Origin of the sequence: Comamonas sp. SCN 65-56, from assembly GCF_001724135.1 — a bacterium.
Lineage (GTDB): Bacteria > Pseudomonadota > Gammaproteobacteria > Burkholderiales > Burkholderiaceae_C > Comamonas_C.
In genome coordinates this window covers 177,722-200,313 of sequence record NZ_MEDS01000012.1, presented here as the reverse complement: position 1 = coordinate 200,313, position 22,592 = coordinate 177,722, and the positions used below count along the sequence as shown (strand labels likewise).

General features: G+C 64.6%; 23 protein-coding genes and 1 pseudogene. 19 read left to right on the top strand and 5 right to left on the bottom strand.

Annotated features, from left to right (window positions below):
- Positions 1–72 precede the first annotated feature (72 nt).
- Positions 73–981, bottom strand: a complete 909-nt coding sequence (locus ABS45_RS09165; RefSeq protein WP_291555154.1) for an SDR family NAD(P)-dependent oxidoreductase — start codon at positions 979–981, stop codon at positions 73–75.
- A gap of 85 nt (positions 982–1,066) precedes the next feature.
- On the opposite strand from ABS45_RS09165, the gene ABS45_RS09160 reads away from it, so the two are divergent.
- The 11 genes and pseudogenes from ABS45_RS09160 to yegQ all read left to right on the top strand — a co-directional run bounded on the left by ABS45_RS09160 (position 1,067) and on the right by yegQ (position 9,893).
- Complete coding sequence (locus tag ABS45_RS09160) at positions 1,067–1,945, top strand: NUDIX hydrolase (protein ID WP_291555152.1); 879 nt, start codon at positions 1,067–1,069, stop codon at positions 1,943–1,945.
- Between the two features lie 132 nt (positions 1,946–2,077).
- A complete protein-coding gene (locus ABS45_RS09155; RefSeq protein WP_291555151.1) occupies positions 2,078–2,374 on the top strand; it encodes a 2Fe-2S iron-sulfur cluster binding domain-containing protein in 297 nt (98 codons plus the stop codon).
- A gap of 134 nt (positions 2,375–2,508) precedes the next feature.
- Positions 2,509–3,630 (top strand): bifunctional 3,4-dihydroxy-2-butanone-4-phosphate synthase/GTP cyclohydrolase II, encoded by a 1,122-nt coding sequence (gene ribBA / locus ABS45_RS09150; RefSeq protein ID WP_291555149.1) that lies wholly within the window; start codon positions 2,509–2,511, stop codon positions 3,628–3,630.
- Between the two features lie 2 nt (positions 3,631–3,632).
- Positions 3,633–4,097: a 6,7-dimethyl-8-ribityllumazine synthase gene (gene ribH, locus ABS45_RS09145; protein WP_291555148.1), complete on the top strand. Its 465-nt coding sequence runs from the start codon at positions 3,633–3,635 to the stop codon at positions 4,095–4,097.
- A gap of 44 nt (positions 4,098–4,141) precedes the next feature.
- Positions 4,142–4,582 (top strand): annotated as a pseudogene (gene nusB / locus ABS45_RS09140) (transcription antitermination factor NusB); the annotation flags it as partial.
- A gap of 13 nt (positions 4,583–4,595) precedes the next feature.
- On the top strand, positions 4,596–5,780 hold the full coding sequence (locus tag ABS45_RS09135; RefSeq protein ID WP_291555146.1) for a pyridoxal phosphate-dependent aminotransferase: 1,185 nt from the start codon (positions 4,596–4,598) through the stop codon (positions 5,778–5,780).
- Entirely contained in the window at positions 5,780–6,196 is a 417-nt protein-coding gene (gene ybgC / locus ABS45_RS09130) for a tol-pal system-associated acyl-CoA thioesterase (RefSeq protein ID WP_291555144.1), read from the top strand. Before ABS45_RS09135 ends, ybgC begins: the two co-directional genes overlap by 1 nt.
- On the top strand, positions 6,193–6,897 hold the full coding sequence (gene tolQ / locus ABS45_RS09125; RefSeq protein WP_291555141.1) for a protein TolQ: 705 nt from the start codon (positions 6,193–6,195) through the stop codon (positions 6,895–6,897). The genes ybgC and tolQ overlap by 4 nt, the downstream gene beginning before the upstream one ends.
- 16 nt (positions 6,898–6,913) lie before the next feature.
- Complete coding sequence (locus ABS45_RS09120) at positions 6,914–7,339, top strand: ExbD/TolR family protein (RefSeq protein ID WP_291555140.1); 426 nt, start codon at positions 6,914–6,916, stop codon at positions 7,337–7,339.
- Complete coding sequence (tolA, locus tag ABS45_RS09115) at positions 7,339–8,298, top strand: cell envelope integrity protein TolA (protein WP_291555138.1); 960 nt, start codon at positions 7,339–7,341, stop codon at positions 8,296–8,298. The genes ABS45_RS09120 and tolA overlap by 1 nt, the downstream gene beginning before the upstream one ends.
- A gap of 230 nt (positions 8,299–8,528) precedes the next feature.
- Positions 8,529–9,893 carry a tRNA 5-hydroxyuridine modification protein YegQ gene (gene yegQ / locus ABS45_RS09110; protein WP_291555136.1) on the top strand — a complete coding sequence of 455 codons (1,365 nt, stop codon included), beginning with the start codon at positions 8,529–8,531 and terminating at the stop codon, positions 9,891–9,893.
- Between the two features lie 105 nt (positions 9,894–9,998).
- On the opposite strand, the gene acnB is transcribed toward yegQ, so the two are convergent.
- The 4 genes from acnB to ABS45_RS09090 form a co-directional block, all read right to left on the bottom strand.
- Positions 9,999–12,590 (bottom strand): bifunctional aconitate hydratase 2/2-methylisocitrate dehydratase, encoded by a 2,592-nt coding sequence (gene acnB / locus ABS45_RS09105; protein ID WP_291555134.1) that lies wholly within the window; start codon positions 12,588–12,590, stop codon positions 9,999–10,001.
- 100 nt (positions 12,591–12,690) lie between these two features.
- A complete protein-coding gene (locus tag ABS45_RS09100) occupies positions 12,691–13,251 on the bottom strand; it encodes a hypothetical protein (protein ID WP_291555132.1) in 561 nt (186 codons plus the stop codon).
- Between the two features lie 31 nt (positions 13,252–13,282).
- The gene (locus tag ABS45_RS09095) at positions 13,283–14,272 is read right to left on the bottom strand and encodes an aldolase/citrate lyase family protein (protein ID WP_291555130.1); all 990 of its coding nucleotides are present in this window, start codon (positions 14,270–14,272) and stop codon (positions 13,283–13,285) included.
- A gap of 165 nt (positions 14,273–14,437) precedes the next feature.
- Complete coding sequence (locus ABS45_RS09090; protein ID WP_291555128.1) at positions 14,438–15,424, bottom strand: malate dehydrogenase; 987 nt, start codon at positions 15,422–15,424, stop codon at positions 14,438–14,440.
- A gap of 212 nt (positions 15,425–15,636) precedes the next feature.
- Here ABS45_RS09090 and ABS45_RS09085 point away from each other — a divergent pair, with 212 nt between their 5' ends.
- The 8 genes from ABS45_RS09085 to fghA all read left to right on the top strand — a co-directional run bounded on the left by ABS45_RS09085 (position 15,637) and on the right by fghA (position 22,575).
- Positions 15,637–16,392: a GntR family transcriptional regulator gene (locus ABS45_RS09085; protein WP_291555126.1), complete on the top strand. Its 756-nt coding sequence runs from the start codon at positions 15,637–15,639 to the stop codon at positions 16,390–16,392.
- 129 nt (positions 16,393–16,521) lie between these two features.
- Positions 16,522–16,953, top strand: coding sequence for a succinate dehydrogenase, cytochrome b556 subunit (gene sdhC, locus ABS45_RS09080; protein WP_291555114.1), 432 nt, complete (start codon positions 16,522–16,524; stop codon positions 16,951–16,953).
- Between the two features lie 31 nt (positions 16,954–16,984).
- Positions 16,985–17,350: a succinate dehydrogenase, hydrophobic membrane anchor protein gene (gene sdhD / locus ABS45_RS09075; RefSeq protein WP_291555112.1), complete on the top strand. Its 366-nt coding sequence runs from the start codon at positions 16,985–16,987 to the stop codon at positions 17,348–17,350.
- A gap of 22 nt (positions 17,351–17,372) precedes the next feature.
- Positions 17,373–19,178, top strand: a complete 1,806-nt coding sequence (gene sdhA, locus ABS45_RS09070; protein WP_291555111.1) for a succinate dehydrogenase flavoprotein subunit — start codon at positions 17,373–17,375, stop codon at positions 19,176–19,178.
- A gap of 26 nt (positions 19,179–19,204) precedes the next feature.
- Positions 19,205–19,906 (top strand): succinate dehydrogenase iron-sulfur subunit, encoded by a 702-nt coding sequence (locus ABS45_RS09065; RefSeq protein WP_291555110.1) that lies wholly within the window; start codon positions 19,205–19,207, stop codon positions 19,904–19,906.
- 6 nt (positions 19,907–19,912) lie between these two features.
- Positions 19,913–20,197, top strand: a complete 285-nt coding sequence (locus ABS45_RS09060; RefSeq protein ID WP_291555109.1) for a succinate dehydrogenase assembly factor 2 — start codon at positions 19,913–19,915, stop codon at positions 20,195–20,197.
- A gap of 49 nt (positions 20,198–20,246) precedes the next feature.
- Positions 20,247–21,551, top strand: a complete 1,305-nt coding sequence (locus ABS45_RS09055; protein ID WP_291555212.1) for a citrate synthase — start codon at positions 20,247–20,249, stop codon at positions 21,549–21,551.
- A 157-nt stretch (positions 21,552–21,708) separates the two neighbouring features.
- Positions 21,709–22,575, top strand: a complete 867-nt coding sequence (gene fghA / locus ABS45_RS09050; protein WP_291555107.1) for an S-formylglutathione hydrolase — start codon at positions 21,709–21,711, stop codon at positions 22,573–22,575.
- The last annotated feature ends 17 nt before the right edge of the window (positions 22,576–22,592 follow it).

The following is a 22,592-nucleotide window of genomic DNA, read 5'->3' as shown; positions in this document are numbered from 1 at the left end:
GGCGCGGAACTTAGCACGTGCCGCGCGATCGCGCGCCATCACCCACCAGCACCTGCATGCAGCGGCGGGTTTTCAGCGCCGCGCGGCCATCGCCTTGCCAACCTCCAGTGTGCCCTGGGCGGAGCCACTTTGCGGCACCTGTTGCCCCGTGCCGTCAATGGTTTCGGCCAGGCGTTCGGCCAGTTGCTCGGCCACCAATGCGCCCGTACCCAGGTAAATGCCTTGGGTCAACGTGATGTGGGCGGCTTCAAAACCACCCCCACCGGCGCACAGGATGGTGCGCGTGGGAGCGCTCTCGTGCGTCAGCACCAGCATCGCCGGCACCACCGATTCGGGTTGCAGTGCGGCCAGCACCTCCTGCGGAAACAGGGCTTCGGTCATGCGCGTGGCCGCGGTAGGCGCCAGCGCATTCACGTGGATGCCGTATTTGGCGCCTTCGATCGCAAGCGTCTGCATCATCCCGACCTGCGCGAGCTTGGCCGCGCCATAGTTGGCCTGACCAAAATTGCCGTAGAGCCCGGTGGACGAGGTCGTCATCAGAATGCGCCCGTAGTGCTGCGCCTGCATGTGCGGCCAGACCGCCTTGCAGCAATGCGCCGCGCCCATCAGATGCACATCGACCACGCGGCGAAAATCGTCCATCTCCATCTTGGCAAACGACTTGTCGCGCAAGATGCCGGCGTTGTTCACCAGGATATCCACCCGGCCCCAGGCGTCGAGCGCCTGCTGCACCATGGCCTGCACTGCCGCAAAATCCGTCACCGACGCGCCATTGGCCAGTGCCACGCCGCCCGCGGCCATGATTTCGTTGACCACCCCCTGCGCCGCCGAGACCGAGCCACCGCTGCCATCGACCGCACCGCCCAGGTCATTGACCAGTACCTTGGCGCCGCGCGCCGCCAGTGCCAGCGCATGCTGGCGACCGAGGCCGCCGCCGGCTCCCGTTACGATCGCTACCCGTCCCGTGAAATCCAAACCCATGGTGCAAGTCTCCCGTCGTGCGTTGCAAAGAAAGCGCAGACTGTAAGCGAGCCCGGCACCTGACATTGTTTGCAACGACCTGCCCATGACCGATTCCACTGCCCCCCAGATTCCGCTGGATGCCGCCACCATCGTGCTGCTGCGCGACAGCGACCAGGGCATCCAGACCCTGCTGCTGCGCCGCGATACGCGGCTGGCCAACATGGCGGGCATGTATGTCTTTCCCGGTGGCAAGCTCGATGCGGCCGATCAGGAAAGCGCCTGCACCGCCCTGCTCGACCAGCCACCGGCCAGCCTGCACGCAGCACTTGCCGAGGCCGCGATCAGCGACAGCGCCGCCGCCGGGCTGCATGTGGCTGCGCTGCGTGAAGCATTGGAAGAATGCGGCATGCTGCTGGCCGAGCCGGCCCGTGGCGATGCGCGACTTGATGCCGTGCGCGCACGGCAGATGCTGCACGACGGTCAGGGGTTTGCCCAGGTGCTCAGAACACTCGGACTGCGCATGGCCACGCGCGCACTCGTGCCCTGGTCGCGCTGGATCACGCCGATTGCGCCGGCCCTGGCCACGCGCCGCTTTGATACGCGCTTCTTCCTCGCCTTGGCGCCTGCGCACCAGTACGCAATGCACGACAACGAAGAGACCACCGCTAGCCTCTGGTGCACGGCGCGCGGCGCGCTGGAGCGCTACCGCGACGGCAGCATCAGCCTGGCGCCACCGCAGATCATGAGCCTGGCCCACCTGAGCCGCTACGCCACCGCCGCCCAGGCGCTGGCAGCCGCCCGCAGCCAACACCCGCCGACCATCCAGCCCCATGTGTTTGCGCAGGACGGCCTGCAAATGCACTGCTACCCCGGCGACGCCAGCCACCCCGTGCACCAGCGCGCCCTGCCCGGCCCCACCCGGCTGGTGCGCGACGGCAACTCCTTTTTGCCATTGCAGGGCTTTGAAGCCCTATTCGCTTGAAAGCCCCGCGCGGTCGGCTCGGCTTTGCCGGTTCGCATGCGCCTGCGCAAGGCTTGAAATACTCCTGTATTGATAGCTTTCAGCGCTTTTCTACATTGCGCTAGAGCGACTTTTTATTCAAATTTTCCAGCCATGAACACCCCAGCACCGCGACAAGCCTTCACCGCCCGCATCGACGGCGAGGACCGCGTGATGCCAACGCCAGCGCACCAGACCTTGCTCGACTCGCTCGAAGCCAGCGGCGTGGACTGGCCTTCCTCCTGCCGCGAGGGCACCTGCGGCAGCTGCATGGGGCGGCTCAAGCAAGGCCGTGTGCGCTACGACACACAGTGGCTGCTGCTTTCCGATCAGGATGTGGAAGACGGTTTGGTGCTGCCCTGCATCGCCTACCCCGAAAGCGATCTGGTGCTCGAAGGCTCCTCCTTCTGAGCGACTAAAATCCACCGCTTCGGGGTCGCGTGACCCCAGCCGCCCGGCCCGGGCGGCAGCGCCTGTTCTTTGGGGTTTCTTCCAGCCGGGAACAGCGCCGCCGCTGGCCGGCGTGAACGCAAAGGCTCTCTCGCATGAACACCTCCCGCTCCCCTGTACCCATCTCGCCCGTACAGGACATCGTGGCCGAGCTGGCCGCCGGCCGCATGGTCATCCTGGTGGATGAAGAAGACCGTGAAAACGAAGGCGATCTGGTCCTCGCGGCCGATCACGTCACGCCCGAAGCCATCAATTTCATGGCGCGCTTCGGCCGCGGGCTGATCTGCCTGACCCTGCGCCGCGAAGCCTGCGAGCGCCTGCACCTTCCACCCATGGTGGCGCACAACGGCGCCAAGCTGGGCACGGCGTTCACCGTCTCCATCGAGGCTGCCGAGGGCGTCTCCACCGGCATCTCGGCCGGCGATCGCGCGCGCACTGTCGCCGCCGCCGTGGCGCCAGGCGCCAAGGCCAGCGATCTGGTGCAGCCCGGCCATATATTCCCGCTGCAGGCGGTCGATGGCGGCGTGCTGATGCGCGCCGGCCATACCGAAGCCGGCTGCGATCTGGCGCAACTCGCCGGCTGCTCGCCCGCGGCCGTGATCTGCGAAATCATGAAGGACGATGGCACGATGGCGCGCCTGCCGGACCTGCAGCTGTTCGCCGCGGAGCACGGCATCAAGGTAGGCACGATCGCCGACCTCATCAGCCACAGGAGCCGCACCGAATCGCTGGTCGCGCGCGTCGGCAGCCGCAACATCACCACCGCCTGGGGCGAGTTCACCGCGCTGGCCTTTCGCGACCAACCCAGCCAGAGCGTGCACATGGCACTGGTCAAGGGCCAGTGGAATGCGGACGAAAGCGTCCCGGTGCGCGTGCACGAGCCGCTCTCCGCGCTCGATCTGCTGGATATCAACACCACGCTGCATTCCTGGAGCCTGCGCGAAAGCCTGGCCTACATCGAAGCCCAGGGGCGCGGCGTTGCGGTGTTGCTCAATTGCGGCGAGAGTGGCGACCAGCTGCTGGCCCAGTTCGACGGCACGGCCCAAGCCACCCACGCGCCGGAGCGCGGCCGCATGGACCTGCGCACCTACGGCATAGGCGCGCAGATCCTGCGCGAAGCCGGCGTGGCGCGCATGCGGCTCATGGGTCAGCCCAGGCGCCTGCCGAGCATGGCGGGTTACGGGCTTGAAATCACTGGCTACATTCCCAAGGAGTGATGATGCAAAACGCAGACAAGGGCAACGCCGAACGCCTGGACGGCAAGGAGCTGCACATCGGCATCGTGCAGGCACGCTTCAACGCCAACATCACCAATGCGCTGGCCAAGGCCTGCCTGCAGGCGCTGGCCGATCTGGGCGTGGAGGACGAAAACATCACCCACGTCCTGGTGCCCGGGGCGCTGGAAATCCCGGTGGCGCTGCAGGCGCTGGCGGAGCAGAACAATTTTGATGCGCTGATCGCGATCGGCTGCGTCATCCGCGGCGAGACCTACCACTTCGAGCTCGTCGCCAACGAATCGAGCAGCGGCGTCACGCGCATCTCGCTCGACTACCAGCTGCCCATCGCCAACGCCATTCTGACGACGGAAACCATCGATCAGGCGATCACGCGCCAGAATGAAAAGGGACGCGATGCCGCCTGTGTGGCGGTGGAGATGGCGAACCTGCTGGAGTCGCTTTCGTGAGCGAAGCCGAGAACCGGCGCGCCACGCGCAAGAGCAGCCAGCTTTCAGGCCGTTCGCGTGCGCGCGAGTTCGTACTGCAGGCGCTCTATCAGCATCTGGTGGGCGGCAATGCAGCGGCCGACATCGACGGTTTCACGCGCGATCTCTCCGGCTTTCACAAGGCCGACGCGGCGCACTACGACGCGCTGCTGCACGGCTGCATCGCCGATGCCACGCTGCTGGATCAATGGTTGCAGCCACACCTGGACCGCAGCTGGCCGGAAATTTCACCCATAGAGCATGCGGTGATGTGGATGGGCGCCTGGGAGTTGCAGCACTGCCCGGACATTCCCTGGCGCGTGGTGCTCAACGAATGCATAGAGCTCACCAAGTCGTTTGGCGGCACCGATGGCTACAAATACGTGAACGGCGTGCTCAACCACCTGGCGCCGCAGTTGCGCCCAGCCGAAGTCGCTGCCGACCAGGCCGCCAAGACGCATTCCTGACCTTTTCACCGCCATGCAATTTGCTTCCCGCACCGAGCGGATCGATCCGTTCTACGTCATGGAAATGGCCAAGACCGCGCAGGCCCTGGCCCGCGAGGCGGCGCACACGCGGCGGGAAATGATCTTCCTGAACGTCGGCGAGCCGGATTTCACCGCGCCGCCGCAGGTAGCAGAAGCCGCCGAGCGCGCCATCCGCGATGGCCGCACGCAATACACCAACGCGCTCGGGCTCGAAACCCTGCGCGAGGCGCTCAGCCGCTGGTATGGCGAGCGCTTCCGGCTGGACGTGCCCGCGCGGCGCATCGTCATCACCGCCGGTGCCTCCGCGGCGCTGCATCTGGCCTGCCTGGCGCTGATCAACGCGGGCGACGAGATCCTGATGTCCGACCCCGGCTACCCTTGCAACCGCCACTTTGTGGCCGCGGCAGAAGGCGTTCCGGTGCTCATCCCCACGACCGCGGATGAACGCTACCAGCTCAGCAGCTCCAAGGTGCGTGCGGCCTGGAGCGCGAGGACGCGCGGCGTGCTGCTGGCCTCACCCTCCAATCCCACCGGTACCTCGATTGCTCCTGATGAGCTGCGCGCCATCCACGATGTGGTGCGCACTCGCGGCGGCCTCACGCTGATCGATGAGATCTATCTGGGCCTGTCCTACGACGAGACCTTCGGCCACACCGCGCTGGCGCTGGGCGATGACATCATCAGCATCAACAGCTTCAGCAAGTACTTCAACATGACCGGCTGGCGCCTCGGGTGGATGGTGGTGCCCGAGCCCATGGTGCCCGTCGTCGAGCGCCTGGCACAAAACCTCTTCATCTGCGCCAGCAGCGTCGCGCAGCACGCAGCGCTCGCCTGCTTTGAGCCGCAGAGCATCGCAATCTACGAAAAACGCCGCGCCGAATTCAAGACGCGGCGCGACTTCTTCATCCCGGCACTGAACGAGCTCGGCCTGACGGTTCCGGTGATGCCCGATGGCGCCTTCTACGCCTGGGCCGACTGCACGCAGGCAGCGCGCAAACTCGGCGTGCAGGGTAGCTGGGAGTTCGTGCTCGAACTCATGCGCCGCACGCATGTCGCCGCCACGCCCGGGCGCGATTTCGGCAATGCCGAAACCGCGCACTTCATCCGGTTTTCTACCGCCAGTTCGATGGCCCAGCTGCAGGAAGCCGTAGCGCGGCTGCGTCGGGAGCTGGCCTGATGGCCTTTGCCTGGCCCGTGCGGGTCTACTGGGAAGACACCGATGCCGGGGGCATCGTCTTCTATGCCAACTATCTCAAGTTTTTCGAGCGCGCACGCACCGAATGGTTGCGCTCGCTCGGTCACAGCCAGCAGGAACTCAAGACCCGCGCTGGCGGCATGTTCGTCGTGACCGATGCGCAGCTGCGTTATCTGCAGCCTGCGCGCCTGGACGATGAACTTCTGGTCACCGCCAAGGTCAGCCAGCACAGCCGCGCCAGCATCACCATCGCCCAGCAGGCGCTGCTGCCCGGCCCACATGCCAATGACCCACCCGTACTGTTGTGCGAAGGCAGCATCCGTGTCGGCTGGGTCGATGTCAACTCTTTGCGCCCCTGCCGCATTCCCTCTTCATTGCTTGAACAATTGTCCTCATGACTGCGTCGCAAGACCTCAACATCCTGAGCCTGGTGCTCAACGCCAGCTGGGTAGTGCAGCTGGTAATGCTGCTGCTGCTCATCGTTTCCGTCGCCAGTTGGGCGGCGATCTTCCGCAAGGTCTTCGGCCTGAAGAAAATCAATGCGCTCAACGACGATTTCGAGCACGATTTCTGGTCCGGCACCAGCCTCAACGACCTGTACGCCGGCGCGGTGAAGAATGCCCAGGGCACCGGCCCGATGGAGCGCATCTTCGCCAGCGGCATGCGCGAATTCCACAAGCTGCGCGAGCGCCACATCCAGGACGCGGGCACGCTGCTCGACGGCGCGCGGCGCGCCATGCGCGCCAGCTTTCAGCGCGAGATGGACGTGATCGAATCCAACCTCTCCTTCCTCGGCTCGGTGGCGTCGGTCAGTCCGTATGTCGGCCTGTTCGGCACCGTCTGGGGCATCATGCACGCCTTCACCGGCTTTGCCGGCATGGAACAGGTGACGCTGGCCACCGTCGCGCCCGGCATCGCCGAGGCGCTGGTGGCCACGGCGCTGGGCCTGTTCGCCGCCATCCCCGCCGTGATCGCCTACAACCGCTTCGCGCGCGACATCGACCGCGTCGCCATCCAGCAGGAGACCTTCATCGAGGAGTTCTCCAACATCCTGCAGCGCAACCTCGGCGGCCACCCGCCCGCCCCGGCCGCGCACTGACGCGAAGGAGATCGGCATGCCCACGATGGCTTCGCGCGGCCACGGCCGCCGCCGTTCGATGAATGAGATCAACATGGTGCCCTTCATCGACGTGATGCTGGTGCTGCTCATCATCTTCATGGTGACCGCGCCCATGCTCACGCCGAGCTCGGTCAACGTGCCCTCGGTGGGCAAAGGCAGCAACCCGCCCAAGGTACGCGCCGACGTGATCGTGCAAAAGGATGGCAGCCTCGTCTTCAAGGCCGATGGCAACGAGCGCAGCGTGACCACGCAAAACCTTGGCAACATGGCCAAGAACTGGCTCAAGGATCAGCCCGAGGACACGCCGGTCTTGATCAGCGCCGACAAGGACGTTTCCTACGACAAGGTGATGCAGGCCATGGGCGCGCTGCAAAACGCCGGTGTCAAGCGCGTCGCCCTCGCCGTCAAGGCCGCGAAGTGATGCTTGCCCTCAACCACAGCGACCACGATCTGTTTGCCCCCACCATGCCGGGCGGGCGCAAGCGTGCCGTGGCGCTGGCAGTCCTTGCTCATCTGGTGCTGATCGGCGCGCTGACCTGGGGCGTGCACTGGAAGGCCAGCAGCGACGAGCCAGCCGTGGAAGCGGAGTTGTGGTCTGCCGTACCGCAGCAGGCGGCGCCGCGCCCCGTCGCCCCACCGCCGCCCCCGCCCGCGCCGCAACCCCCGCCACCGCCCGCTCCGGCCCCCGTGCCCGCGCCGCCGCCCGCCCCCAAGGTGGAACAACCGCCGCAGCCCAGCGAAGCCGACATTGCGCTGGAGCGCGAAAAGAAACGACAGCAGGAAGAGAAGAAACGCCAGGCCCAGCTGGAGCAGCAAAAGCAGGCTGCGCAAGAGAAGGCACGCCAAGAGCAGGAAGAAAAACAACGCCAGCAAGCCAAGGCCAAGGCGGAAAAAGACAAGGCAGAAAAAGAAAAAGCCGCCAAGGCGGCCGAACAGGAAAAACAGCGCAAGCTGGCCGAAGACAAGCGCAAGGCGGATGAAAAACGCAAGGCAGAGGCCGAAGCCAAGCGCGCCGAGGAGTTCCGCAAGGACCAGATGAAGCGCATCGCCGGCCTTGCCGGCGCCACCGGCGCAGAAACCGCGACCGGAACCACCGAGAAAAGCAGCGGGCCCTCGGGTGGCTACGGTGGCAAGGTGGCGGCCAAGGTCAAGCCCAACATCGTTTACCCGGATACCGTCTCGGGCAACCCGCGTGCCGAGGTGGAAGTGCGCGCCTCGCCCGACGGCACCATCGTCGGTGTGCGTCTGACCCACTCCAGTGGCAACCCGGCCTGGGACGATGCCGTCGTGCGTGCGCTCTACAAGACCGAGACGCTGCCACGCGATATCGACGGGCGCGTGCCCTCCTCGCTGGTCATCGGGTTTCGCCCCAAAGATTAAAAACAATAGCTGCTTGCGTGAGCCTGTCGGACTTGGAGCGTCGATAGCGAAAATCGGCCCCAGCGAGACCAGTTTTTGCCGGATTTGCAGCCCAATAGCCGAGCTATTGGGCAAAAAGACGGTGAAAAATGGGCCGATGCGGTCGATTTGCAGCCGACGATTTCCAAGTCTGACAGGCTCCCAGAGCCATTTTCAATGCCTTGCGAGCACTGCGCCACCCCAACCGGACCATGCGCCCCATGAAAAGCCCCGAACTGCTGCTGCCCGCCGGCTCGCTGGACAAGATGCGCGCGGCCTACGATTTCGGTGCCGACGCCGTCTATGCCGGCCAGCCGCGCTACTCGCTGCGCGCGCGCAACAATGAATTCCGCCTGGAGCAGATCGCCCAGGGCATCCAGGAGGCGCACGCGCGCGGCAAGAAGTTCTTCGTCACCAGCAACCTGATCGCGCACAACGACAAGGTGCGCACCTATCTGCGCGACATCGAACCCGTCATCGCCTGCCAGCCCGACGCCTTCATCATGGCCGACCCCGGCCTCATCATGATGGTCAAGGAGAAGTGGCCCGAGACCGAGATCCACCTCTCGGTGCAGGCCAACACCACCAACTGGGCCACGGTCAAGTTCTGGCAGAAGATGGGCGTGGCGCGCATCATCCTCTCGCGCGAGCTGGCACTCGACGAGATCGAGAAGATCCGCCAGGAATGCCCGGACATGGAGATCGAGGTCTTCGTGCACGGCGCGCTGTGCATCGCCTACTCCGGCCGCTGCCTGCTGTCGGGCTACTTCAACCACCGCGATCCCAACCAGGGCACCTGCACCAACGCCTGCCGCTGGGAGTACAAGACGCACGACGCCCAGGTGGATCCGAACACCGGCGAGGCCCTGGCCAGCACCATGGACAAGGGTTTCAGCTTCACCAAGTCACGCGAGGACGCCGACGCGCAGTTCACCGGCACGCAGATTGCCCGCCACCCCAAGGCCGACCAGGTCTACCTGCTGGAAGAAGCCAACCGCCCCGGCGAGCTGATGCCCATCATGGAGGACGAGCACGGCACCTACATCATGAACAGCCGCGACCTGCGCGCGGTCGAGCATGTCGAGTGGCTGGTAAAAATTGGCGTCAATTCGCTGAAGATCGAGGGCCGCACCAAGAGCCTGTACTACGTGGCACGCACCGCCCAGGTCTACCGCCGCGCCATCGACGACGCCGTCGCCGGCCGGCCCTTCAACCCCGAGTTGATCACCGAGCTGGAGGGCCTGGCCAACCGCGGCTATACCGGCGGCCTCTTGGAGCGCCGCCCGGCCAACGACTACCAGAACTACGAAACCGGCCACAGCGTGCTGCAACGCAGCCACTTCGTCGGCGAGGTGCGCGGCTATAGCGACGGCCTGGCCGAGGTGGAAACCAAGAACCGCTTCGCCGTCGGCGACCGGCTGGAGATCATCCACCCCCAGGGCAACCGCCAGGTGCTGCTGGAAAAAATGTTCAACCTGGATGGCGAACCCGTACAGGTGGCCCAGGGCAGCCCGGTGCGCGTGCGCATACCGCTCGATGGCCCGGTCGAGGGCGCGCTGATCTCGCGTTTGCTGTGACCCAGGGCAGGCCCGCCCCGGTTGCAGGCCTGGCCCCACCACCCGGCGCACACCGGAGGCTTAGCCTCTTGAGGCCCCGCGCACCGCAGGGGCCCATCATGTGCCTCAGACGGTCACTGCCCTGGCCACGTCTGCGTACTCTTCGATTTGGTCGAAATTCATGTAGCGATAGACACTGGCCTTGTCGGCATCGATCACGCCCATTTCCTTGAGGTACTCGGCCGGCGTCGGCAGCTTGCCGATGCGCGACGCGATGGCGGCCAGCTCGGCCGAGCCGAGGAACACATTGGTGTTGCGCCCCAAGCGGTTGGGGAAATTGCGCGTGCTGGTCGAGATCACCGTCGCGCCCTCCCGCACCTGGGCCTGGTTGCCCATGCACAGGCTGCAGCCGGGCATTTCGGTGCGCGCACCAGCCGTGCCAAACGCCGCGTAGTGGCCTTCCTTGATCAGCTCGTTCTGGTCCATCTTGGTCGGCGGGGCCACCCACAGCTTGGTCGGGATGTCGCGCTGGCCGCCCAGCAGCTTGGCTGCGGCGCGGAAATGGCCGATGTTGGTCATGCACGAACCGATGAAGGCTTCGTCGATCTTGGTGCCGGCGACTTCAGACAGGAACTTGGCGTCGTCCGGGTCGTTGGGGCAGCAGACGATGGGCTCCTTGATGTCGTTCATGTCGATCTCGATCACGGCAGCGTACTCGGCGTCCTTGTCGGCTTCGAGCAGGTCAGGCTGGGCCAGCCAGGCTTCGACCTTCTCGATGCGGCGCGCCAGGGTCTTGGCGTCTGCGTAGCCGTCGGCAATCATGTTCTTCATGAGAACGATGTTGCTGGTCAGGTACTCCTTGATCGGCTCGGGGTTGAGCTTGATGGTGCAGCCAGCGGCGCTGCGCTCGGCCGACGCGTCGGACAGCTCAAACGCTTGCTCGACCTTCAGGTCTGGCAGGCCTTCGATTTCCAGGATCTTGCCCGAGAAGACGTTGATCTTGCCGGCCTTGGCCACGGTCAAGAGGCCTGCCTTGATGGCGTACAGCGGAATCGCGTGCACCAGGTCGCGCAGGGTCACGCCCGGTTGCAGCTTGCCCTTGAAGCGCACCAGCACCGATTCGGGCATGTCGAGCGGCATGACGCCGGTGGCGGCGCCGAATGCCACCAGGCCCGAGCCTGCCGGGAAGCTGATGCCGATGGGGAAGCGCGTGTGCGAGTCGCCGCCGGTGCCCACGGTGTCAGGCAGCAGCAGGCGGTTGAGCCAGCTGTGGATCACGCCGTCGCCCGGGCGCAGGGCCACGCCGCCACGGTTGCTGATGAAGGCGGGCAGCGTGCGGTGGGTTTTCACGTCCACCGGCTTGGGGTAGGCGGCGGTGTGGCAGAAGCTTTGCATCACCATGTCGGCGCTGAAGCCCAGGCAGGCCAGGTCCTTCAGTTCGTCGCGCGTCATCGGGCCGGTCGTATCTTGCGAGCCGACGGTGGTCATCTTGGGTTCGCAGTAGGTGCCGGGGCGAATGCCCTGGCCTTCCGGCAGGCCGCAGGCGCGGCCGACCATCTTCTGCGCCAGGGTGAAGCCAGCCTTGGATGGAGCCGGAGCTTGCGGCAGGCGGAAGGCGGTGGAAGCGGCCAGGCCCAGGGCTTCGCGCGCCTTGGCGGTGAGCGAGCGGCCGATGATCAGGTTGATACGGCCACCGGCCTGCACTTCGTCGAGCAGTACTTCGGATTTGAGAGCGAAGTCCGCAATTTGGACGCCGGCTTTCTCGATTTTTCCTGCATAGGGGTAAATGTCGATAACGTCCCCCATTTCCATTTTGGAAACGTCCACTTCGATGGGCAGCGAGCCGGAATCCTCTTGCGTGTTGAAGAAGATAGGAGCGATCTTGCCGCCCAGCGTAACGCCGCCAAAGCGCTTGTTGGGCACGAAGGGGATGTCTTCGCCGGTGGCCCAGATGACCGAGTTGGTGGCGGATTTGCGGCTCGAACCCGTGCCGACCACGTCGCCCACGTAGGCCACGACGTGGCCCTTTTTCTTCAGGTCCTCGATGAACTGCATCGGGCCGCGCACGCCGTCCTGCTCGGGCTTGAAGGCCGCGTCCGGGCGCTGGTTCTTCAGCATGGCCAGGTAGTGCATGGGGATGTCGGGGCGCGTGGTGGCGTCGGGCGCGGGCGACAGGTCGTCGGTGTTGGTCTCGCCCGGCACCTTGAAGACGGTGACGGTGATTTTTTCAGCCACTTTGGCACGGCTGGTGAACCACTCGGCGTCGGCCCAGCTTTGCAGCACTTCCTTGGCCTTGGCGTTGCCGGCCTTGGCCTTGGCCGCCACGTCGTTGAAGTAGTCGAACATGAGCAGCGTCTTCTTGAGCGCCTCGGCAGCCACCCCAGCCACATCGGCGTCGTCGAGCAGCTCGATCAGCGGGTGCACGTTGTAGCCACCCACCATGGTGCCCAGCAGCTCGGTGGCGCGAGCCTTGCTGATCAGCTCGACCTGGGTGTCGCCATGCGCCACGGCGGCCAGGAACGATGCCTTGACCTTGGCGGCGTCGTCCACGCCCGGGGGGACTCGGGTAGCGAGCAAGTCCAGCAGAAACTCGGCCTCGCCGGCCGGCGGGTTCTTGATCAGTTCGATCAAATCAGCCACTTGTTTGGCGTCCAACGCCAGCGGGGGGATACCCAAAGCGGCGCGTTCTGCAGCATGGGCGCGGTAGGCTTGCAACATGGTTGTCGTTCTCCAGGGTTCATCGAAATCAAAAGGCTTGCGGCCAGCCTGCCTTGTGCATGCGCATGCACAAGGCGCTGCCGCAAAGGCAAGGGGTCGGTCAGCGGCTGCCGGCGGGGGCGGTGTCAAACAGGCTCTGCGGTGGCGCACTCTTCATCGCCTGCGTCACCTGCGCCTGCTGCTCGCTCATGCACTCGTCGGCCATGCGCTGGCCGAGCTTCTGATTCATGAGCATCGATTTGTTGGCAATCTGTATCCATACCGCGCCCGAGCGCTGGTCTTCCAGGCGCACGGCGCTGGTGGCACCATGCACAGGGCGCATGTGGTACTTGAACCCTTTGCCGCTGACAAAAAAGCTGCCGGGCGACTGGGTGTCTGGCGTGATCTGCACCGTGGCCCCCAGCTCGCAGGTGATGGTGCCGGTATAGACGCGCTCGGCAATCGCCTTTTCCTCCGGGGTCAGCACGATCACCTCGGGCACGGGCTCGGCCACCGCTGCGGGCGCCTGCTTCTTGGCCTTGGTGGCAGGCGTCGCCTTCTTGACTGCAGCCTTGGGCTTGGGCTTTGCTGCCGCGGCCTTGGGTTCGCTGGAGGCTGCGCCGGCGGCCATCGAGAGCGCCGGGCCAAGCAGCAGGAAGGAAGCCAGGATCAAGGGTTTCATCGAATCACCTGCAAGGCTGAATGAAAAGGCATCAGGCAAACCAGTGCCGCGCTTGTGCCGGCACCATGGTACCCGTGGCATGCGCACGTTCGAGCAAATGCCAGAAATAACGGTAACTGGCGCGATCGTGCAGGGTGCCGGCATCGCTGATGGGGGCCCAGTCTGCGGCCTGCGCGGCACACAGGATGCGGGCGGCCTGAGCCACCTCGGCTTCATCGGGCGCCATGGCCGCGAGGATGGGGCGTATCTGTGCCGGATGGATGCTCCACATGCGCGTGTAGCCGAACTCGCGCGCCGCACGTGCCGCCGCTGCCTGCATGGCGGCAGCATCGCTGAACTCGGTCACCACGCAGTGCGAGGGCGCCTTGCCATGGGCATGGCAGGCACTGGCGATCTCCAGCTTGGCGCGCACCACCAGCGGATGCTCGAATTGCCCCTTGGAAGACATGGCCGATGCAGGGATTGCCCCGCCATGGGCCGAGACGAAATCCATCAGCCCGAACGACAGGCTCTGCACTCTGGGGTGCGCCGCGATCTCGAAGGCGTTGTGGACAGCGCACGGCGACTCTATCAAAACTTGTAGCTGCAAGCGATCGCCAGCATTGCGTTGCAATGCCTTTTCTGCCGCAAACACATCGTCCACGCGTTCCACCTTGGGAATCATCACGTGGCACAGGCGATCGGCGGCTTCGCCCAGGATGGTGTCCATGTCCTGCGCGAACGCGGGATGGTCCACCGGATGCACACGCACCGCCACCCGCGCACCTTCCGGCGCCTGGTGCACCAGCTGCGCCACCAGCCGCGCATGCGCCGCCTCGCCTCCGACGGGCGCGCCATCCTCGCAATCGAGGGTCACATCGAACACGCAGGTGCCGAACTCCGCCGTCATCTCGGCCTGCAACTGCAAGCTCTTGCGCATGCGCACTTCCACACCGCTGTAGTGATCGCAGACCGGGAGCCGCGCCGCGCCGGCCTGGGCGCCCAGCAAAATGGCGGCCGGGTGGGGAGTGGATGAGGTCATGGTATGCGCCGGGCCATGATGGACTGGCGGGAAAAGGCCGACAACCGTGACGGCAAGGGCATGCGCGCCGGCAGCCCGGCCGCGGTACGCGCGCGCGCATCCGCGCAACGCAGGTACGGCGCCGGGTTCCGGTCGTTCATGGCGCGTGCTGTGCAGTCGCCGGGCTTACAGCAGGCTTTGAACCGCTTCTGCTTCGCCCTGAAGCTCTGCCAAGGTCTTGTTGATGCGCTCCTGCGAGAAGGCATCGATCTCCAGACCCTTGACCACGGTGTACTTGCCGCCTTCGGTGGTGACCGGAAAGCCGAACATCACGTCCTTGGGAATGCCGTAGTCGCCATTGGAGGGAATGCCCATCGTGACCCACTTGCCATTCGTGCCCAGTGCCCAGTCGTGCATGTGGTCAATCGCCGCGTTGGCGGCCGAAGCGGCGGACGACAGGCCGCGCGCCTCGATGATCGCCGCGCCGCGCTTGCCAACCGTCGGCAGGAACACATTGGCGTTCCATTCCTGGTCGTTGATCGCATCCTTGACCGACTTGCCATTGACATGGGCAAAGCGGTAGTCGGCATACATGGTGGGCGAGTGGTTGCCCCACACCGCCAGCTTCTCGATGTCACCGACAGCCACGCCCATCTTGTGCGCGATCTGGCTGGCCGCGCGGTTGTGGTCCAGGCGCAGCATGGCGGTGAAGTTCTCGCGCGGCAGATCGGGGGCCGACTTCATGGCGATGTAGGCGTTGGTGTTGGCGGGGTTGCCCACCACCAGCACGCGCACATTGCGGCTGGCCACGGCGTTCAGAGCCTTGCCCTGGGCGGTGAAGATCTGGGCGTTGGCGGCCAGCAGGTCGGCGCGCTCCATGCCGGGGCCGCGCGGGCGGGCGCCGACGAGCAGCGCGTAGTCGGTGTCCTTGAACGCCTGCATGGGGTCGGAATGGGCCTCGATGCCGGCCAGCAGCGGGAAAGCGCAATCTTCGAGCTCCATGATCACGCCCTTGAGCGCGTTCTGGGCTTTTTCAGCGGGAATTTCCAGCAATTGCAAAATGACGGGCTGGTCCTTGCCCAGCATTTCGCCGGAGGCAATGCGAAACAGCAGCGCGTAGCCAATCTGGCCCGCAGCACCGGTAACGGCTACGCGGACGGGTTTCTTGCTCATGGTGGTACTCCAGTCGGAACGATGAATGGTGGCTGCCCGGGCGCTGGCAACAGCGCCAGAAACGGCGCGCCGCGCGGGAACATGCAGCCGACGATTTTATAGCGATTTGACGCCACGCGCCAATTTGTCTTATATCTTATATAAGATATCATTGCGCTCAGCTACTGGTCTGCGACGCAGCGTTCGAAACCTTCGTGCAGGCACGCCTTGCCATGTCCCAAAGCCCCACACTCGCCCTGGAATCACCCGCCTTCAGCCCGCTGTATCTGCAGATCAAAGGTCTGATCCTGCAAGGCCTGCAGTCCGGCGAATGGAAACCCGGCGAGCCCATACCCAGCGAAATGGAACTGGCCGCCCGCTTTCGCGTCAGCCAGGGCACGGTGCGCAAGGCGATCGACGAGCTGTCGGGCGACAACCTGCTGGTGCGCCGCCAGGGCAAGGGCACCTTTGTCGCCACCCATTCGGAGCGTCAGGTGCAATACCGATTCCTGCGCTTGCGTCCTGACCGCGGGGATGAACGCGAAGAAGGGCCGGCGCACCGGCGCATCGTCGAGTGCAAGCGCGTGCGCGCCGGCAGCGACGTGACGCGCGCGCTGGCGCTGCGCGCCGGCGATGCGGTCATGCACGTGCGACGCGTGCTCTCATTTGCCGGGGTCGCCGCGATACTGGAAGACATCTGGCTGCCCGGCCAGGCTTTCAAGGGCCTGACCGCCGAGCGCATGGCCGACTATCCCGGGCCGACCTATGCCATGTTCGAAGCGGATTTCGGCGTGCGCATGGTGCGCGCCGACGAGAGCCTGCGCGCGGTCACGCCCACGCCGGAGCAGGCCCAATTGCTGGAAGTCGACGGCGCCACACCGTTGCTGAGCGTTGAGCGCATCGCCTATACCTACAACGACGTGCCGATGGAGTTGCGCCGCGGCCTGTACCGCACGGACACCCACCACTACCACAGCACGCTCAACTGATGGGCGCCACACCAGCTGATGAAAAATAATTCCATGCGCAACCGTAACGTCATTTTTGCAGTGCAATAAAATTTGCCGTGCCGATGCCACGCGTCGACGCCGATAGAACATTCTCCCGAAAGCCCACCCATGTCAGAAACCACCAAGAAACGCCCGGAGTTTCGCAACATCAATGCGTTCGCCGATCTGCCCAGCTACCGCTGGCCGCTGGCCGCCCTGGTCTCGGGCATGCACCGCATCAGCGGCCTGCTGATCTTCATCCTGCTGCCCTTCATCGTCTGGATGTTCGACACCTCGGTGACATCCGAAATTTCGTTTGCGCGCTTCACCTCGATTTTTTCGGAGGGCGCAGGCTTTCTGCCGGGCTGGTTCATCAAGCTGGTGACGCTGGGCCTCATCTGGGCCTACCTGCACCACTTCATCGCCGGCATCCGCCACGTGTACTTTGACATCAGCCACCAGACCACCAAGACACGCGGGCGGCACACCGCGGCGATCACCATTATTCTAGCGTTCGGCCTCACCGCCATCCTCGGCGCCAAGCTCTTCGGCCTGTACTGATCCGCGCCCTTTCTGAATCAAGGAGAAATTCATGGCCATTACCTATGGATCCAAACGACTGTCCGTCGGCGCGCACTACGGCCTGCGCGACTGGCTGGTGCAACGCCTCACCGCCATCGTCATGGCGCTCTTCACCATCGCCCTGCTGGTGCAAGTAACCCTGGTCAAGGGGCCGATCGGCTACGAGACCTGGGCCGGCATCTTCGCCAGCCAGTGGATGAAAAGCATCACCTTCGCCACGCTGGTGGCGCTGATCTGGCATGCCTGGGTCGGCGTGCGCAATGTCTGGATGGACTACGTCAAGCCCGACGGTCTGCGCCTGGTGTTCTATCTGGTGACGATTTTCTGGCTGGTGGCCTGCGCCGGCTGGGGTGTCCAGGTGCTGTGGCGTCTGTAAATCACGCGAGCGAGAGAAAACAATGAGCTATACCAAAGCCAATATCACCAAGCGCAAGTTCGACGTGGTCATCGTCGGCGCGGGTGGCGCGGGCCTGCGCGCCGCGCTGGAACTGTCGCGCGTCGGCCTCTCCGTGGCCTGCCTGTCCAAGGTTTTTCCGACCCGCTCGCACACCGTGGCGGCGCAGGGCGGCGTCTCCGCGTCACTGGGCAACATGAGCGAGGACAATTGGCACTTTCACTTCTACGACACCGTCAAGGGCGGCGATTGGCTGGGTGACCAGGACGCCATCGAGTTCATGTGCCGCGAAGCGCCGAATGTGGTGATCGAGCTCGAACACTTCGGCATGCCGTTTGACCGCAACCCGGACGGCACGATCTACCAGCGCCCCTTCGGTGGCCACACCTCCAACTACGGCGAAAAGCCGGTGCAGCGCGCCTGCGCCGCGGCCGACCGCACCGGCCACGCGATGCTGCACACGCTGTACCAGCAAAACGTCAAGACCAAGACCAATTTCTTCGTCGAATGGATGGCGCTGGACCTGATCCGCAACACCCAGGGCGACGTGGTCGGCGTGACCGCCATCGAACTGGAAACCGGTGATTTCTACGAACTGCATGCCAAGGCGGTGCTGCTGGCCACCGGCGGCGCGGGGCGCATCTTTGCGGCATCGACCAACGCTTACATCAATACCGGCGACGGCCTCGGCATGGCCTCGCGTGCCGGCATTCCGCTGCAGGACATGGAATTCTGGCAATTCCACCCCACCGGCGTTTTCGGCGCCGGTGTGCTGCTGACGGAAGGCTGCCGCGGGGAAGGTGCTATCCTTTTGAATAGCGAAGGTGAGCGCTTCATGGAGCGCTATGCACCGACGCTCAAGGATCTGGCACCACGCGACTTCGTCTCGCGCTCGATGGATCAGGAGATCAAGGAAGGCCGCGGCTGTGGCCCCAACAAGGACCACATCCTGCTCAAGCTCGACCACCTGGGCGCCGAGACCATCCACAAGCGCCTGCCCTCGGTCGAGGAAATCGGCCACAACTTCGCCAACGTCGACATCACCAAGGAGCCGATCGGCGTCATCCCGACCATCCACTACATGATGGGCGGCATCCCGACCAACCTGCATGGCCAGGTCGTGGTCTGGGACGGCAGCCAGAACACCCCGGTCAACGGCCTGTACGCGGTGGGCGAGTGCTCCTGCGTATCGGTGCACGGCGCCAACCGCCTGGGCACCAACTCCCTGCTCGATCTGCTGGTGTTCGGCAAATCGGCCGGCAGGCACATCACCGAGTTCGTGCGCGGCTTTGGCGAGCACCATGCCACGCCGGCCGATGCCTCCGATTACTCGCTGGGCCGCCTGAACCACCTGCAGGACGCCAAGGACGGCGCCTACTCACAGGACGTGGCCAACAAGCTGCGCAGCACCATGCAGACGCATGCCGGGGTGTTCCGCACCCAGGCGACGCTGGACGAAGGCGTTGGCAAGGTCCGCGCGATCGCCGAGGAAGCCGCCCACCTGACGCTCAAGGACAAGTCCATGGTGTGGAACACCGCACGCATGGAAGCCCTGGAAGTCGAGAACCTGATCGAAGTGGCGCGTGCCACCATCACCTCGGCGGCGGCGCGCAAGGAGTGCCGCGGCGCCCACGTGGTCTACGACTACGAACACCCCGCCGATCACCCGGATTTCCCGCTCGGGCGCAACGACAAGGAATGGCTCAAGCACACGCTCTGGTACCGCGAAGGCGATCGGCTGGACTACAAGCCGGTCAACCTCAAGCCCCTGACGGTAGACACCATCCCGCTGAAGGTCCGCACCTTCTGAGCGCCACAACGATAAGGTTCTGAATCATGAAGCGCACCATCAAGATCTATCGTTACGATCCGGACAAGGACGAACGCCCCTACATGCAGACCCACCAGGTCGAGCTCGACGGACACGAGCGCATGCTGCTCGACGCCCTGGGCAAACTCAAGAAGGAAGACCCGTCCATCGCCTTCCGCCGTTCCTGCCGCGAAGGCGTCTGCGGCTCGGACGCGATGAACATCAACGGCAAGAATGGTCTGGCATGCCTGACCAACATGCACACGCTGCCCGAGACCATCGTTCTCAAGCCCCTGCCCGGCCTGCCCGTGATCCGCGACCTGATCGTGGACATGACGCAGTTCTTCAAGCAATACCACTCGATCAAGCCCTACCTGGTCAACGACGAGCCGCCGCCCGAGAAGGAGCGCCTGCAGTCGCCGGAAGAGCGTGAAGAGCTCAACGGCCTGTACGAGTGCATTCTGTGCGCCAGCTGCTCCACCGCCTGCCCCTCGTTCTGGTGGAACCCTGACAAGTTCGTCGGCCCCGCCGGCCTGCTGCAGGCCTACCGCTTCCTTGCCGACAGCCGCGACCAGGCCACGGGCGAGCGCTTGGACAACCTGGAAGACCCCTACCGGCTGTTCCGCTGCCACAGCATCATGAACTGCGTCGATGTCTGCCCCAAGCACCTGAACCCGACGCGCGCTATCGGCAAGATCAAGGAACTGATGGCGCACCGCGCGCTGTAAATCGACATGTCGGATTCGGCACTTCTGGGCGAACGCGAAACAGCGGTACTGCGCTGGCGCTGTCGCCGCGGTCTGGTGGAGAACGATCTGTTTCTGGACCGGTTCTTTGCCGCGTTCGGCGAGCGGCTCAGCACCGCCCAGGCCAGTGGCCTCTCGGCCCTGATGGCCTTGCCCGACAACGATCTGCTGGACCTTTTCCTGCGCCGCGCCGAACCCTGCGACGGGCTTGACACCCCCGAAGTCAAGTCCGTGCTGGAGCAATTGCGCCAACCCTCCATGGCCCGCCCGTAACGCTGGCCCCACCCCATTGCCACACGAAGAAGGAAACACGGAAATGACCATGCAATTGGCAGAACACAAGGCAACGCTGTCGTTCAACAACGGCAGCCCCAGCGTTGATCTCCCGGTCTACCAGGGCACCATCGGCCCGGAGGTCGTGGACATCCGCAAGCTCTACGGCCAGACGGGCATGTTCACCTACGACCCGGGCTTCCTCTCCACCGCGTCGTGCCAGTCCTCGATCACCTTCATCGACGGCGAAAAAGGCCGCCTGCTCTATCGCGGCTACCCGATCGAGCAACTGGCCACGCAGTGCGATTTTCTCGACACCTGCTACCTGCTGCTCAAGGGCGATCTGCCCAACGAAACCCAGCGTGGTGATTTTCACAAGCTCGTGATCAGCCACACCATGGTGCATGAGCAGATGCAGTTCTTCCTGCGCGGTTTCCGCCGCGACGCGCACCCCATGGCCGTGCTCACCGGTCTGATCGGGGCGCTGTCGGCGTTCTACCACGACAGCACCGACATCCATAACCCCGAGCACCGCGAGATCGCCGCGATCCGCCTGATCTCCAAGCTGCCGACGCTGGTGGCTATGGCCTACAAATACGGCGTCGGCCAGCCCTACATGTACCCGAGGAACGACCTGTCGTACGCCGGCAACTTCCTGCGCATGATGTTCGGCACGCCCTGCGAGGATTACAAGGTCAATCCGGTATTGGAAAAGGCGCTGGACCGCATCTTCATCCTGCACGCCGACCACGAGCAAAACGCCTCCACCTCCACCGTGCGCCTGTGCGGCAGCTCGGGCACCAATCCATTTGCGGCGATTGCGGCCGGCGTCGCCTGCCTCTGGGGCCCGGCCCACGGCGGCGCCAACGAGGCCTGCCTCAACATGCTGGAACACCTGCAGGCCAACGGCGGCGTGGCCAAAGTGGGCGAGTTCATGGAGCAGGTCAAGGACAAGAACAGCGGCGTCAAGCTCATGGGCTTTGGCCACCGCGTCTACAAGAACTACGACCCGCGCGCCAAGCTGATGCAGGAGACCTGCAACGAGGTGCTGGCCGAGCTGGGTCTGGAAAAGGACCCGCTGTTTGCCCTGGCCAAGGCGGTGGAAAAGATCGCGCTGGAAGACGACTACTTCGTGCAGCGCAAGCTCTATCCGAACGTGGATTTCTACTCCGGCATCGTGCAGCGCGCGATCGGCATCCCCGTCAAGCTCTTCACCGGCATCTTCACGCTGGCGCGCACCGTGGGCTGGATCGCGCAGCTCAACGAAATGATCGGCGACCCGGAATACAAGATCGGCCGCCCGCGCCAGCTCTACGTCGGCGCGCCGGAGCGCAACGTCTCCACGCAGCGCTGATCCACCCCGTTTGCCGTGCAAGCCACCCGCTTGCACGCATCCCGGCCCGCAGGCCACAAGCCTGCGGGCTTTTTTCTGGGTATCAACACCTTGGCGTCATAATGGACCGTAGCGCATGAGAGACAAGCGCGGAATGCTATCAATAACGGAGAATCCTGTGTCCACCCTACTCGACCTGAAAGATGTACACGCCTGTTTCGGCGGCGCACAGCGCACGTACGAGCACCTGTCACGCGAAATCGGACTGCCGATGCGGTTTTCCATCTTCCTGCCACCGGCGGCGCTGGAAAATCATCGCGTGCCGGCACTGCTCTATCTTGCCGGGCTGACCTGCAACGAAGAGACCTTCATGATCAAGGCAGGCGCGCAGCGTCTGGCGGCGCAACTGGGTCTGGCCCTGATCGCCCCCGACACCAGCCCGCGCGGCGCCAATGTCGAGGGTGAATCGGCATCGTGGGACTTTGGCGTGGCCGCGGGCTTTTATCTCGATGCCACCCAACCCCCCTGGGAGCGTCACTGGCGCATGGAAAGCTATCTGTTGGCGGAGTTGCTGCCGCTCATCAGCGTGTCGCTGCCCATCGATACGCAGCGCCTGGGCATTTTCGGCCACAGCATGGGCGGGCATGGCGCGCTCACACTGGCGCTGCGCCACCCCGGGAAATTCAAAAGCCTCTCGGCCTTCGCGCCGATCAGCCACCCGACGCAATGTGCCTGGGGGCAAAAGGCGTTCAAGGGCTACCTGGGCGACGACGCCGTGCGCTGGGCACAGCACGATGCGACGCTCTTGATGCAAAGGCAAAGCGCACCCCCCTACCCGGGCGGCATCCTGATCGACCAGGGCATGGCAGACAAATTTCTGATGGAAAAACAACTGCTCCCCGAGGCCTTCGAAGCGGCCTGCCAGCAAGTCGGCCAAGCACTCACGCTGCGGCGCCAGCCCGGCTACGACCACGGCTACTACTTTATCCAGACCTTCATCGAGGACCATCTGCGCCACCATGCACGCGCGTTGGGCCTGGACTGATCACTGCGCGAGCCAAC